General features: G+C 67.7%; 13 protein-coding genes. 5 read left to right on the forward strand and 8 right to left on the reverse strand.

Annotation, left to right across the window (positions count from 1 at the left end):
- Positions 1–3: 3 nt before the first annotated feature.
- On the reverse strand, positions 4–1,710 hold the full coding sequence (locus ACEN98_RS19080) for a methyl-accepting chemotaxis protein (RefSeq protein WP_413386453.1): 1,707 nt from the start codon (positions 1,708–1,710) through the stop codon (positions 4–6).
- A 136-nt stretch (positions 1,711–1,846) separates the two neighbouring features.
- Between ACEN98_RS19080 and ACEN98_RS19085 the strand changes: the two genes are divergently transcribed.
- Positions 1,847–2,542 (forward strand): alpha/beta fold hydrolase, encoded by a 696-nt coding sequence (locus tag ACEN98_RS19085; protein WP_413386455.1) that lies wholly within the window; start codon positions 1,847–1,849, stop codon positions 2,540–2,542.
- A gap of 3 nt (positions 2,543–2,545) precedes the next feature.
- Here the strand turns inward: ACEN98_RS19085 and ACEN98_RS19090 are convergent, their stop codons facing one another.
- From ACEN98_RS19090 to ACEN98_RS19110, 5 genes are all read right to left on the reverse strand, one after another.
- Positions 2,546–4,000 (reverse strand): catalase, encoded by a 1,455-nt coding sequence (locus tag ACEN98_RS19090; RefSeq protein WP_413386457.1) that lies wholly within the window; start codon positions 3,998–4,000, stop codon positions 2,546–2,548.
- 232 nt (positions 4,001–4,232) lie between these two features.
- Complete coding sequence (locus tag ACEN98_RS19095; RefSeq protein ID WP_413342407.1) at positions 4,233–4,661, reverse strand: organic hydroperoxide resistance protein; 429 nt, start codon at positions 4,659–4,661, stop codon at positions 4,233–4,235.
- A gap of 4 nt (positions 4,662–4,665) precedes the next feature.
- Positions 4,666–5,157 carry a MarR family winged helix-turn-helix transcriptional regulator gene (locus tag ACEN98_RS19100; RefSeq protein ID WP_413386459.1) on the reverse strand — a complete coding sequence of 164 codons (492 nt, stop codon included), beginning with the start codon at positions 5,155–5,157 and terminating at the stop codon, positions 4,666–4,668.
- A gap of 75 nt (positions 5,158–5,232) precedes the next feature.
- Positions 5,233–6,075 (reverse strand): CAP domain-containing protein, encoded by an 843-nt coding sequence (locus tag ACEN98_RS19105; RefSeq protein WP_413386461.1) that lies wholly within the window; start codon positions 6,073–6,075, stop codon positions 5,233–5,235.
- A gap of 217 nt (positions 6,076–6,292) precedes the next feature.
- A complete protein-coding gene (locus ACEN98_RS19110) occupies positions 6,293–6,736 on the reverse strand; it encodes a nuclear transport factor 2 family protein (protein ID WP_413386463.1) in 444 nt (147 codons plus the stop codon).
- Positions 6,737–6,888: 152 nt separating this feature from the next.
- Between ACEN98_RS19110 and ACEN98_RS19115 the strand changes: the two genes are divergently transcribed.
- Together ACEN98_RS19115 and ACEN98_RS19120 are read left to right on the forward strand one after the other, a co-directional pair.
- Positions 6,889–8,034, forward strand: coding sequence for a branched-chain amino acid ABC transporter substrate-binding protein (locus tag ACEN98_RS19115; RefSeq protein ID WP_413386464.1), 1,146 nt, complete (start codon positions 6,889–6,891; stop codon positions 8,032–8,034).
- 7 nt (positions 8,035–8,041) lie between these two features.
- On the forward strand, positions 8,042–8,680 hold the full coding sequence (locus tag ACEN98_RS19120; RefSeq protein WP_413386466.1) for a hypothetical protein: 639 nt from the start codon (positions 8,042–8,044) through the stop codon (positions 8,678–8,680).
- 16 nt (positions 8,681–8,696) lie between these two features.
- On the opposite strand, the gene ACEN98_RS19125 is transcribed toward ACEN98_RS19120, so the two are convergent.
- On the reverse strand, positions 8,697–9,071 hold the full coding sequence (locus tag ACEN98_RS19125) for a hypothetical protein (protein ID WP_413386467.1): 375 nt from the start codon (positions 9,069–9,071) through the stop codon (positions 8,697–8,699).
- A 94-nt stretch (positions 9,072–9,165) separates the two neighbouring features.
- Between ACEN98_RS19125 and ACEN98_RS19130 the strand changes: the two genes are divergently transcribed.
- Both ACEN98_RS19130 and ACEN98_RS19135 read left to right on the forward strand, forming a co-directional pair.
- Positions 9,166–9,681, forward strand: a complete 516-nt coding sequence (locus tag ACEN98_RS19130) for a YgjV family protein (RefSeq protein ID WP_413386469.1) — start codon at positions 9,166–9,168, stop codon at positions 9,679–9,681.
- Positions 9,682–9,761: 80 nt separating this feature from the next.
- Positions 9,762–13,028 carry an SNF2-related protein gene (locus ACEN98_RS19135; RefSeq protein WP_413386471.1) on the forward strand — a complete coding sequence of 1,089 codons (3,267 nt, stop codon included), beginning with the start codon at positions 9,762–9,764 and terminating at the stop codon, positions 13,026–13,028.
- A gap of 213 nt (positions 13,029–13,241) precedes the next feature.
- Here the strand turns inward: ACEN98_RS19135 and ACEN98_RS19140 are convergent, their stop codons facing one another.
- On the reverse strand, positions 13,242–13,658 hold the full coding sequence (locus tag ACEN98_RS19140; protein ID WP_413386473.1) for an organic hydroperoxide resistance protein: 417 nt from the start codon (positions 13,656–13,658) through the stop codon (positions 13,242–13,244).
- Between the last annotated feature and the right edge of the window lie 27 nt (positions 13,659–13,685).

Genomic DNA, 13,685 nt, shown 5'->3' on the forward strand with positions numbered 1-13,685 from the left:
TGGTCAGAACTCTTCCCAGTCCGCCTCCACCGTGGCAGGGGTCTTGCGGACGGTGGCGGGTTTCCGTGCCGGCCGGGCCGCGGGCGCGGGCGCGGCGGCGGGCGCCGCGCGGGGTGCCGGCGGCAGCGCCGGCTTCGGCGCCGCCTGGGACTTCGCCTGGACCCGGAACACTTCCACCAGCCCGGCCAGCGCCTGCGCCTGTTCATGCATCGCCCGCGTCGCGGCCGCCGATTCCTCGACGAGGGCCGCGTTCTGCTGCGTCACGCCGTCCATCTGCACGATGGCCTGGTTGACCTGGCCGATTCCGCTGGCCTGTTCGCGGCTGGAGGCGACGATCTCGTTCATGATGCCGGTGACGCGGCCGATGCTGTCGACGATGTCGCGCATCGTCTGGCCGGCTTGGCCCGCCAGGGTCGCGCCGTCGGCCACGCGCTGGGTGGAGGCGTCGATCAGGTCCTTGATCTCCTTCGCGGCGGCGCCCGAGCGCTGGGCGAGGGCACGCACCTCGGCGGCGACGACGGCGAAGCCGCGCCCCTGCTCGCCGGCGCGCGCAGCTTCCACCGCGGCGTTCAGGGCCAGGATATTGGTCTGGAAGGCGATGCCGTCGATGACGGCGATGATGTCGACGATGCGCGCGGACGACGCATTGATCGCGCCCATCGTGTCGACCAGTTGCCCGACCATCGCGCCGCCCTGCTGCGCCACGCGCGCGGCGTCGCCGGCCATGCGGTTGGCTTCCTCGGCGCTCGTCGCGTTCTGGCCGACGGCCTGCGTCAGTTCTTCCATCGACGACGCCGTCTCTTCCAGCGCCTGCGCCTGGCTTTCCGTGCGGTGCGACAGGTCCTGCGCCTCGCCGGCCATCGTCGTGGCGGCGGCGACGATCGTGCCGGTGCCCGCGCGCACGTCCGCGACGATGCCGGCGAGGCTCGCGCGCATGCGCTCGAGGGCGGCCATCAGGCTGTCCTTGTCGCCGGCGACCACCGGCACGGCCACGCACAGGTTGCCGCCCGCGATCTCGGCCGCCACCTGCGCGGCGCGGGCCGGCTCGCCGCCCAGGCGCCGGAACAGGACGCGCGCGCACAACGTGCCGGCGACGATGCTGAAGACGAGCGTGGCGAGGCACAGCGCGGTGAGGACGTGGCTGCTGCGGTCCGCGGACGCGAGCACGGTGGCGACGCGGGTATCGATCTCTTTCTGCTGCAGCTCCAGCAGCGCCTTGACCTGGCCGAGGTACGCGGTGACGGCGGGCACGAATTCGTCGTCGAAGAGCTTGCGGGCCTCGGCATCGTTGCCCGCCTTCTTGAGCGCCATCACGCGGTCGCGCGTGACGATGTAGCGCTGGCGCGCCGTGCCGATCCGCTCGAACACGGCGCGTTCTTCCGGCGTGCCGAGCAGGTCGCCGACCTGCTTCTGCAGCGCGGTGGTGCGCGTCGTCGAATCCCGCGTTTCGGCGGCGTACCAGGTCGCGAGTTCCGGATCGGCGGAGCGGGCGATGGCCCCGGTGCGCTTGGCGGCGACCGACGTGTTCAGCAGCCAGCCGGAAATCAGCCGCTCCTTGACGAGCGGACGCTGCGTGAGCGCCTGGGTGTCGTCCGACAGGACCTGCAGGCGCCAGATGGCGATGGCCGTCGCGAGGAACGACAGCACGATGACGACGGCGAACGCGAACCTGAGCTGGTTGCGCACGCTGATGGTGGCGATGGATTTCATAAGACTCCTTGGGGTTTCCAGGCAACAAGAGTCAATGAAAATCGCAACGGGGCCGGTCCGCCTTGAGGCGACTCAGGACAGTGCCGGATAGATGGCATGCCCATCCGGCGCGGGTGAAATCGGCTAGGATGGCGGCATGGCTATCCTTCTTGTCCCCGGCTTCATGGCCGATGAAACGTTATGGGACGACATGGTGCCGGCGCTGGCGCGCTTCGGTCCCGTCGTCCATGCCGACCTGCGCCACGACACGTCGGTCGAGGCGATGGCGCACCGCGTCCTCGCGACAGCGCCGCCGACTTTCCTGCTCGTGGGTTTTTCGATGGGCGGCTACGTCGCGCGCGCGATCGCACGCCGGGCGCCGGAGCGCGTGCGCGCGCTCGTGCTGATCTCGACGTCCACCCGCGGCGACACGGCCGCGCTGCAGCAGCGCAAGGGCGCGATCGGCAACGCGGCGCCGTCCATCGCCTTCAGCGGCCTCAGTCGCACGGCCGTCGCCACGTCGCTGCACCCGAAGCAGCGCGACAACGACGCGCTGATCGAGCGGATCCGCGCGATGGGCATGCGCCTCGGCGGCGACGTGTTCCGGCGCCAGTCGCTGCTGGACCGGCCGGGCGACCTCGAACGGTCAAGCGAGATCCGCTGCCCGACGCTCGTCGTGGCGGCGGAAAACGACCAGCTGCGCAGCCTGGCGGAAGCGCAGGAGATGACGGCCGCCATTCCCGGCGCGACGCTGGCCGTCATCGCGGACACGGGGCATATGATCCCGCTCGAGGCGCCGCAGCGCCTGCTCGACGTCATCGTGCCCTGGCTGGCCGCGCAGGCGGAAGGCTGACGCTTACGCCGGGTTCTGCAGCGCGCGGATCGCGTCCGCCACGCCCTGGCCGTACGCCGTGTCGGCTTTCAGGAAATGCCCGATCTGGCGATCCTGCGTGGCGGCGTCCGCATTGGACAGGGACCCGGCGATGTTGGCGATCAGGTTGCGCTTGCCTTCTTCCGTGAGCAGGCGGAACAGGTTGCCCGCCTGCGTGAAGTGGTCGTCGGTGGCGCGGGTGTCGTAGCGGCCCGCGTTGCCTTCCACCGGCCAGCCGGCGTCGCCGTGGCCGAAGCCGCCGACGGCCGGGACGTCCGCATGCACCGGATCGTAGTTCGGCGCCGCGCCGCCGTTCGCGACGGCCATCGCGCCGTCGCGCGGCTGGTTGTGGAACGGGCAGCGCGGGCGGTTCACCGGCAGGTGCTGATGGTTCGTGCCGACGCGGTACAGCTGGGCGTCGTGGTAGGCGAACAGGCGTGCCTGCAGCATCTTGTCCGGGCTGTAGCCCAGGCCCGGCACGATGTTCGACGGCGACAGGGCGGCCTGCTCGACGTCGGCGTGGTAGTTGTCCGGATTGCGGTTCAGTTCCAGGATGCCGACGGGGATGCGCGGGAATTCGCCCTGCGGCCACACCTTGGTCAGGTCGAACGCATCCCAGCCGGTCTGCGCTTCCCAGGCGGCGCGCCGGGCGTCGTCCATCACCTGGATTTCCACGCTCCAGCGCGGGTAGTCGCCTGTTGCGATCGCGTTGAACAGGTCGCGCTGCGCATAGTCCGGGTCGACGCCGGCCAGGCGCTGGGCTTCCGCCGCCGTCAGGTTCTTGATGCCCTGCAGCGTCTTGAAGTGCCACTTGACCCACACGCGCTCGCCCGCGTCGTTGATCAGGCTGTAGGTGTGGCTGCCGAAGCCGTCCATGTGGCGGTAGCCGTCCGGCGTGCCGCGGTCCGAGAACAGGATCGTCACCTGGTGCAGGCTCTCCGGCGCCTTGCTCCAGAAGTCCCATACGTTCTGTGCGGATTTCAGGTTCGTCTGCGGATCGCGTTTCTGCGTGTGGATGAAGTCCGGGAACTTGATGCCGTCCTTCAGGAAGAACGTCGGCGTGTTGTTGCCGACCAGGTCCCAGTTGCCTTCCTCGGTGTAGAAGCGGACGGCGAAACCGCGCGGATCGCGTTCCGTGTCGGCCGAGCCTTTTTCGCCGCCGACGGTCGAGAAGCGCAGGAACGTTTCCGTCTGCTTGCCGACGGCCGAAAACAGTTTCGCCTTCGTGTACTTGCTCACGTCATGGGTGACGGTGAAGGTGCCGTATGCGCCCGAACCCTTCGCATGCACGACGCGCTCGGGGATGCGCTCGCGGTTGAAGTGCTGCAGTTTCTCGATCAGGTGGAAATCCTGCAGCAGCACGGGGCCGCGCGGACCGGCCGTGATCGAGTTCTGGTTGTCGGTGACGGGAATGCCGGAGGCGGTGGTCAGTTGGGTCATGGCGGCTCTTTCATGGTTAAGCTATCGAAGATTTTTCATCGATAGCTGCGATCTATTCATAACCATGGTAGAGCTTGTGGGGTATTCGTGCAAACTATCCGTTTATATGGATCTAATAGATAAAATTAATTAACTAAAAGCATCCTCGTAGCAGCGGACTATTGCTCGAACACCGGGGTCAGAGCCCGATTTTGGTAAATTTCCCAAATCAGGGCTCTGACCCCGGTTTGATTTAGATCAGGCTCAGCGTGACATCGATATTGCCGCGGGTCGCGTTCGAGTACGGGCACACGATGTGGGCCGAGTCGACGAGATCCTGCGCCACGGCGCGGTCCAGGCCCGGCAGGCTCACGGCCAGTTCCACGGCCAGGCCGAAACCGTTCGGGATCGGGCCGATCGAGACGCTGGCGTCGATCGACGCATCGGCCGGGACGACCACTTTCTTCTGGGCGGCGACGAACTTGATGGCGCCCATGAAGCAGGCCGAGTAGCCGGCGGCGAACAGTTGTTCCGGGTTGGTGGCGTCGCCCTTGCCGCCCATTTCCTTCGGCGGTGCCAGGCGGACGTCCAGCAGGCCGTCGTCGGTGCGGGAGGCGCCTTCGCGGCCGCCGGTGGTGTGGGCCTTGGCGGTGTACAGGACTTTATCGAGTTTGGTGGTCATGGCGTTATCCTTTCAGTGGTTGGGTTCGTACTGCACATAAATCGTCTTGCATTGCGCCGGCGAGCCTGGCGCGCATCGCCTGAATTTCGCCGACCAGTCTTACAACATCCTGCACGTCGCAACCGGTGGCGCCCAGGATGCAGGCCGGGATGGCGGCCGCGTCGTCCTTCAGCGCTCGCGCCGCGGCCGTCAGCCGGATCACCACGCGGCGCTCGTCCTGCGGATCGCGGGACCGGTCGACCAGGCCTTGCGCCTCCAGGCGCTTCAGCAGCGGGGTCAACGTCCCGGAATCGAGGTACAGGCGCTCGCCGATGTCCGACACGCTCAGGCCGTCGCGCTCCCACAGCACCAGCAGCACGAGGTACTGCGGGTACGTCACGCCCAGCTTGTCCAGGTGCGGCTTGTACACCTTCGTCATCGCCAGCGATGCCGAGTGGAGTGCGAAGCACAACTGGTTGTCGAGCAGGAGCGCTGCGTTTGCGTCGTTCGTTTCCATGGGTTGAACTATAGCGCGCAATTAAATTGTGCGCAATATGTTTGTTTTTATGAACGCCATAGCATGGGGCTATGATCAACGCGGCGTGCCGAAGACTTGCGTCCAGTAGGCGGTGCGGTTGCGGTTCTGCGGATTGATCGCGTAGGCCGCGCCCATCTCCGTGAACGTCGGATTCATGATGTTGGCGCAGTGGCCGGGACTGTCCAGCCACGACGCGACGGCTTCCTCGGGCGTGCGCTGTCCCGATGCGATGTTTTCCCCGACGCGCGCCCAGCGGTAGCCGGCTTGCGTCGCCCGGTCGGCCGGCACGCTGCCATCCGGCTGCTTGTGGTTGAAGTAGTGTTTCTGCGCCATGTCCGTGCTGTGCACGAGGGCGGCCTGGCCCAGCAGCGGGTTCCACACCAGCGGACCGGCCGGACCGAACGCCTGCGTCCCGCACGTGCGCGGCTGCGCGCGTGCCGCGTTCACGAGCGCGAGGATGTCCCGGCCCGCGTCCGGCCACTCGGGCAGCGGCGGAATGACGACGGGCCGCGCCAGCACGACCTGCCAGTCGTCGCCGATGTGCGCCGTGCCGACGGCCACGAAGTCCGCGGCGCGCAAGGTGCGGCAGTATTTTTGTGCGATGGCCTGCATTGCGGCGCGCGCATCCGGCGGCCCCGTGACCGTGATTGCCTCGGCATGTGCCGCCTCGTAGCCGGCGCGCTGCAGCGCGAATTCGAGGAACGTACCTGGACCGATGCGGATGCGGGACAGGGCCGGTTCGACATTCAGCGCCGCAACCGGCGCTGCCGCGGCGTCGTCGCAGATAACGGGCGCGGCGCGGTACGCATTGATCAGGTTGGCGAGCTCGTCCGCACGCGCGGGCGCGGCGGCGGCCAGCGTGGCGGCGAGCAGGAGTAGGCGTGTGAGGGCAGGCATGGTCCTCACCCAGATGGGGACGCCGGCGCGCCGCGGCAAGGCGCGCGACGCGGCGCCGATCGCGCAAGTGAAATCCGATCCCCACTCGCCGTCGGCATGCCGCGTCAACGGCAGCCTGCGCAACCACCGGGCTTCTACGACGCGTTCGCCGTCAAACGGGGGGACAGCATGTACCTGGCGCCACAGGACCGCGTCGTGTTCTGGTAACGCGTCCGGTTCAGTGCCGCAGCGCGGTCGCCGCGGCCGTCACGTCCGGCCGGTCGGGGCGGAACGCGCGTTCGGCCGACGCCGTGTCGTACAGCGACTCGACGCGGATGAACTTATCGTCACGCATGGTGAACACGTGGACCCACTGGCTGTCGTAGCTGCGCCCGGTGGACCTGACCATCCACATGGCCTCGCCGAGGACGACGACCTTGTCGTTTTCCGCGATGACGTCCTTGATGACGAAGCGCGTGGGCTGCATGGCCGTGATCAGCTCCGAAAAGAAGCGCCCGACTTCCGCCTTGCCGTGGAAGCTGCCGGCGAAGGGGACGGCTTCGGCGTCGGGGCCGATCCACTCGGCGTCGTCGTGGGCGTAGGCCATCATGCCGGGAATGTCGCCGCTCTGGAACAGCCGGTAGCCTTCCAGGACGAGCCGTTTGTTGTCTTGTGCGTCCATGTCTCTTTCTCCTTGTGATTGTGGTGCGGCGGGGCCGCTTCATGCAGCCTAGACGCCCGGCGCGGGAAGTCAAGAATGGCCTGTGACTTCTGGTTGTCGTAAACGCGGTCGCTGGGCATTACAATCGCGACATCACCCTGAAGGAATAGCCCATGCGTCTGATCTGCTTCGCCACCCTGTTTTCGCTGGCCTGCGTGCCGGCCGCCCACGCCCAATCGCAGGTGAAGATCGGCAGCGCCTCGCCGCTGTCCGGTCCCAGCGCGCACCAGGGCAAGGACATCGAGAACGGCGCGCGCCTCGCGATCGACGATTTGAATGCGCAGGGCGCGGCGATAGCCGGCAAGAAGGTCAAATGGGTGTTGCAGGCGGAAGACGACGGCAGCGATCCGAAGCTCGGCACGGCCGTCGCGCAAAAGCTCGTCGACGGCGGCGTCGTGGCGGTCGTCGGCCACCTGAATTCCGGCACGACGGTGCCTGCCTCGAAGATCTACAACAGCGCCGGCATCCCGCAAATCTCCCCGGCCGCAACGACGCCGCTGTACACGCACCAGGGCTATAAAACGGCATTCCGCATCGTCGCCAACGACGACCTCGTGGGCCGCGTGCTGGCCAGCTACGCCATCGACACGCTGAAGGCGAAGAAGATCGCCATCATCGACGACCGCACCGCGTTCGGCCAGGGCCTCGCCGACCAGTTCGCGAAAGACGTCAAGCGTTTGAAGGGCGCGGAGATCGTCAGCCGCCAGTTCACCAACGACCGCGCGACGGATTTCAATGCGATCCTCACGCAGATCCGCGCGCGCCGGCCGGACGTGATCTTCTACGGCGGCATGGACGCGACGGCCGGACCGATGCTCAAGCAGATGCAGGCGCTGGGCATCACCGCGAAGTTCGTGTCGGGCGACGGCGTGTGCTCGGAAAAGCTGCCGCAGCTGGCAGGCAGCGCGCTCGGCGACGACAAGGTGGTGTGCGTCGTGGCGGGCGGCGTCGATGCGCCGCTGGAGGCGGGAATGGCCGCGTTTTCGGAGCGCTACAGGAAGCGCTACGGCATGGGCTTCCAGACGTATGCGCCGTACGCGTACGACGCGACGATGACGTTCGCCGCCGCCATGCGCGCGGCCGGATCGTCCGACCCGGCGAAGTTCCTGCCGGCCCTCGCAAAGATCAGGTACCAGGGCATCACGGGCACCATCGCCTTCGATGCGAACGGCGACTTGCGCGACGCGGCCCTCACGCTGTACACCTACCGCCGTGGCCAGCTGACGAAGCTGCGGGTGGTGCGCGACAGCGTGAACTGAGCGAACGATGCGCTACCTGGACTTCAGTTCGTGGCAGGCGCTGGCGACGACCTTCCTCGGTCTCGCCGTCTTCACCCTGATCGGCGTGGGCATCCGCGTGCTCATGATGCAGACGATCCAGCAGCGGCGCGAGCGCATGAACCGCCAGATCAACGAGCGCCTGCGCACCCTGATCGCCGCGTACCGCACGCTGGGCGGCTCGTTCACGGGCGAGCTGACGGTCGATCCCAAGCACCTGCGCGACCTGCGCGCGGCCGGCCTCGACGCCGGTTCGGACCGCGCGCGCCGCATCCGCGACGCCGTCGAGGCGGCGCTGGCCGACATCCTGCTGCTCGGCACGGAGGAACACTGCCGACTCGCGGGCCAGGCCGCGAGCGACCTCGCGGCGGGACGGCCGATCCACACGGCCGACCTGGTGATCTCGCTGCGCGCCTTCATCCGCGAAGCGCTCGACCTGGGGCCGGTCCCGGACGGCGTCGCGATCCCGCTGCAGGGCCCCACGCGCACGCAGGGTGCGGGCAGCCGCGGCAAAGGGGAGGGCGGCGGCGGCAAGGGCGGTGGAGGCGGCGGCATGGACGGGGGCGGCGGCATGGGCGCTGGACTGGCGCCGGGCCAGCGGCACGACGACCACGACCCGGCCGCCTGATGCCGCGGCGCGGCCGTCAATCCGTCACGACGTGCCAGACGTTCATCTTCTTGTCGCCTGCGCGGTCGCCCGCCTTCTTGTCCTTCACGAACGTGTACAGCGGCTTGCCCTGGTAGGCAAGCTGCTTGCTGCCGTCGTCGCGCGTGACGGTGGAGTACGGCGCGGACACGGCCGCGTCGCCGGCCTTCACCGGCGGCCAGTTTTCCGCGCAGCCGCCCGTGCAGGCGCTCTTGCCGCTGCCGGCGACGTCCTTGTCGAACGTGTAGACCGTCATGCCGTGGGCGTCGACGAGGACGCCGTTCATCTTCTTGACCGGCGCCGGATCGGCGGCGTGGGCGGACAGGGCGAGGAGGGCGGACAGACAGGCGATACCGAATTTCAATGCTTTCATGGTAACTCCTTGGAAGACATCGGTTGTCAGGACTGCCCGGACATTCTAGTCCAGGATGCGGACTATAATGCCGCTCCTTCCCGAAGAGTTTCCCATGTCCCTCGACTGGTTCGCGCCGGCGCAATGCGTCGGCTACATCGCGTTCGTCCTCGGCGTCGCCTGCGCGATGCAAAAGGACGACCGCCGCTTCAAGCTGTTCATGGCCGGTGAATGCCTGGCCTACATCGTCCACTTCGCCCTGCTCGGGAACCCGACGCCCGTCGCCAGCACGACCATGTCGCTGCTGCGCTCCGTGCTGGCGCTGTACACGCGTTCGGTGTGGGTGGCGGTCGGCGTCGTCGCGATGAACCTCGCCCTGGGCCTGACGCTCGCCACGCGCATGACGGACTGGCTGCCCCTGGGCGCGTCCTGCATCGGCACGCTCGCGCTGTTTCTCCTGCGCGGCGTTCCGATGCGCCTCGCGATGCTGTGCGGAACTTTTCTATGGATCGCGAACAACATCATCGCCGGCTCGATCGGCGGCACCGCGCTCGAGATCGTGATGGCGGTCGTGAACGGCACGACGATCTGGCGCATGGCGCGCGCGGCGCGGGTGGCGCAGCCGGCCTGACGTCCGTCAACGCCGCCCGTGGAGCGTGGCGCGGCGATCGCGGATAATGTCGCCTCGATTCGAACATCGTTCACCCGCACATGGAATTCACACGCGACGACGTCAAACACCAGTTCGATCCCCGCACCTTTGCCCGGGGCGAAGCCTATTGCAGCGAAGACCGCGTCGTCGCGATCGACGTCGATGGCGCGACGATCCATGGGGAAGTCGAAGGCAGCGGCGGCAAATTCTACGGGCAGGCCATCCGCGTGACGACCGGCAAGCGCGGCGTCCAGTTCAAGGGCGACTGCGATTGCCCGATGAGCTATAACTGCAAGCATGTCGTGGCCGTGTTGCTGACGCTGCTGGACCGCGCCGCGCCCGACGTGCCGCTCGCGGCCGAGCGCTGGCTGGCGCTGCTGGCCAGGGTAAAGAACCACGTGCAGGGCGCGCACGATCCGTCGGCGCAGGCCTTCAGGATCGAGTACGTGCTCGTGCCCGATCGCCATGACAAGGCGCTGAGCCTGCACCCGTACATCGTGCACCTGGACGAGGCCGGCCGCTTCGGCTCGGCCACCATCGTGAACGACCCGTTGCACCTGCTGACGCATCGGCCGCCGTTCGTCCGGCCCGAGGATGAAGAGCCGCTGCTCCTGCTGGCCGCGCTGCGCATGGGCCAGGGTGCGCCCAGGCCGACGGGGGTGGTCGGCGGACGGCTGCTGGGCGAACTCGCCGCCGCCGGCCGGCTGTGGCGCGCGGCGACCCAGCACAAGGCCACGCGCGGAGAACTGCTGCGGATGACGCCGGGGCCGCGGCGCGCCATCGGCACTGCATGGCATGCGCATCCCGCCAGCCCCGAGGCCGTCTTGCTGGGCTGGCAGATGAGCGGAGGCGAGAAGGGCGTGCAGATCCTGCCGACCGATCCCATGTACTACATGGACGATCTCGTCGTGGGCGAACTGGCGGTGCCGGAGGCGCTCGCCGGCGTCCCGTCGGCGGCCCTGATGGACATCGTGGAACAGGCGCCGGTGCTGATCGCGGAACAGCGCGGCGGGGTCGCGGTCCGCCTGCTCGAACTGGGGCTGGACGAATTCGTGCCCGTTCCCGCGACGATGGCAGTGCGCGAGCGGCACGACGTCGTGCCCGTGCCGCGTCTCGTGCTCGACAGCCAGGACGTTCCGGGGCGGCGCGACTGGGTGGTCTGCGACCTCGCGTTCTTGTCGTTCGATTATGACGGCATGTCGACGGACGGCGTCGCCGAGCCCGTGCTGCGCATTGCGCGCGAGGACGGTGTCGACGTGATCGTGCGCGACCGGAAGGCCGAAGCGGCGGCCGGCGACATGCTGGCCGCGCTCGGTTTCATGCCGGCGCCGGCGAACTCGCCCATGCGCGAGTACTGGCCGGACGCCTTGTCCCTTCCAGACGAGACGGCCTGGCTGGCCTTCGTGCGCGACGGCCTGCCGCGCCTGCGCGAAGCGGGATGGTCGATCGAGATCGACCCGGATTTCCGCTACGACTTCGCGCACGTGGACGAGTGGTATGCCGATCTCGATGAACGCGAGGGCGACGGCAACGGCTGGTTCGACCTGGAACTGGGCATCATCGTCGGCGGCGCGCGCCATCCGCTGCTGCCGCTGCTGGTGGACATGATCCGCAAGACGCCGCTCGAATTCGGTATCGACGCCCTGGCCGCCCGTGCCGATACCGACGATTTGCCGCTGACGTTGTCCGACGGTACGCGCGTGGCCCTGCCGTGGGGCCGTGTGAAACCCATCCTGGCCACGCTGGGCGAGCTGTATTTCGGCGACCGCATCGGCGCGAAGATCCAGCTGCCGGCGCTGGATGCGGCACGCCTGGCGGAACTGGAGCGCGCCGCGCGCCTGCGCTGGCTGGGCGGCGAACGCTTGCGTGAACTGGGCCGCAAGCTGCACGATTTCGACGGCATCCGGCCGGTGGACGTGCCCGCCGGCCTGACGGCGCAGTTGCGCCCTTACCAGCGCGCCGGCCTGGACTGGATGCAGTTCCTGCGCGAATACGGCTTCGGCGGCATCCTGGCCGACGACATGGGACTCGGCAAGACCATCCAGACGCTCGCCCACATCCTCGCCGAAAAAGAGGCGGGCCGCCTCGATGCGCCGGCGCTCGTCGTGGCGCCGACGAGCCTGATGGGCAACTGGCAGGCCGAAGCGGCGCGCTTCGCGCCCGGCCTGTGCGTGCTGCTCCTGCACGGCAAGGACAGGAAGGCATCGTTCGACCTGGTCGGCGACGCCGACCTCGTGCTCACGACGTATGCCCTGCTGGGCCGCGACGAGCCGGCGCTGCGCAGGCACCGCTATCACCTTCTCATCCTCGACGAAGCCCAGTACATCAAGAATAGCCGCTCGAAGGCGGCGCAGACCGTGCGCCTGCTCGATGCCCGCCACCGCCTGTGCCTGACCGGTACGCCGGTGCAGAACCACCTCGGTGAATTGTGGTCGCAGTTCCATTTCCTGATGCCGGGTCTGCTGGGTGACGACAAACAGTTCAATACCGTGTTCCGTAAGCCGATCGAGCAACGCGGAGACGTCCAGCGCAAGAACCTGCTGGCACGCCGCGTGAAACCATTCATGCTGCGCCGGACCAAGGACAAGGTTGCCACCGAATTGCCGCCCAAGACGGAGATCGTGCTGCCCATCGAACTCGACGGCGCCCAGCGCGACCTGTACGAGACCGTGCGCGTGGCGATGGACAGGAAGGTCCGCGACGCCATCGATGCCAAGGGCCTCGCGCGCAGCCAGATCATTATTCTCGATGCCTTGTTGAAATTGCGCCAGGTCTGCTGCGATCCGCGCCTGCTGGACGCGGCCGCCAGGGTGGGGTCGGCCAAGCTGGACGCGCTGCTGGAACTGCTCGACACGTTGCTGAGCGAGGGACGCAGCGTCCTCGTGTTTTCCCAGTTCACGAGCATGCTGGCGCTGATCGGCGCCGCGCTGGACGCGCGCGGTATCACATTCGTCCAACTGACAGGCGACACGGCCGATCGCGACGCTCCCGTCGGCGCGTTCCAGCGGGGTGACGTGAGCGTGTTCCTGGTCAGCCTGAAGGCCGGGGGCGTCGGCCTGAACCTCACCGCGGCCGACACCGTCATTCATTACGATCCATGGTGGAATCCAGCGAGCGAGAACCAGGCGACCGATCGCGCCTGGCGCATCGGCCAGGACCAGCCCGTGTTCGTCTACAAGCTGATCGCGCAGGGCACGCTCGAGGAAAAAATCCAGGACATGCAGCGGCGCAAGGGCGAACTGGCCAATGCCGTGCTCGATGCCGAAGGCGGGCTCGCGGCGGCCATCGGCCGGGACGACCTGCAGGTGCTGTTCGCGCAACCCTAGGCCGGCACGCGCGCTGCGTGCATTACCGTACGGACGCCCGCGCCCGCCTGCGGCATCCTGAACCCGTGATCAATCGCAAACGAAAGGAGTACGATCATGGGCAAATATTTCCTGGCCTGGATCATGGGCGTACCGGCCATCGTGCTGGTCATCCTGTACCTGTTCTTCCACTGATGACAACGCCACCAACTGGTGGCGTTGTCGTTTCCGGGCTTACGCCACGGTGATGTTCACGTCGATATTCCCACGCGACATTTTTGAATACGGGCACGTCTGGTGCGCGGCATGGACCAGGTCCAGCGCGACGTCGCGCGGCACGCCGGGCAGGCTCACGGTCAGCCGCGCCTGCAGCGAATAGCCGTCGGTGCCGGTGCCGAGGTCGACTTCCGCATCGACTGCCGTGTCTGCCGGCAGGGTCACGTGCCGGTCGCGCGCGGCGTGGCCCAGCGCGCCGATGAAGCAGGCCGACCAGCCGGCGGCAAACAACTGTTCCGGGTTCGTGCCCTTGCCGTGGCTGCCCGGCGGCGACAGCGTGATGTCGAGGCGGCCGTCGGCGCTTTTTGCACGGCCTTCGCGGCCGCCGGTGGTGCGGGTCTTGCCGGTGTAGAGAACCTTGTCGATCTTGCTCATGGTATGTCCTTTCGATTAGATGAGGAA

The sequence above is a fragment of the Massilia sp. CT11-137 genome, assembly GCF_047302885.1.
Taxonomy (GTDB): domain Bacteria; phylum Pseudomonadota; class Gammaproteobacteria; order Burkholderiales; family Burkholderiaceae_D; genus Telluria; species Telluria orientalis.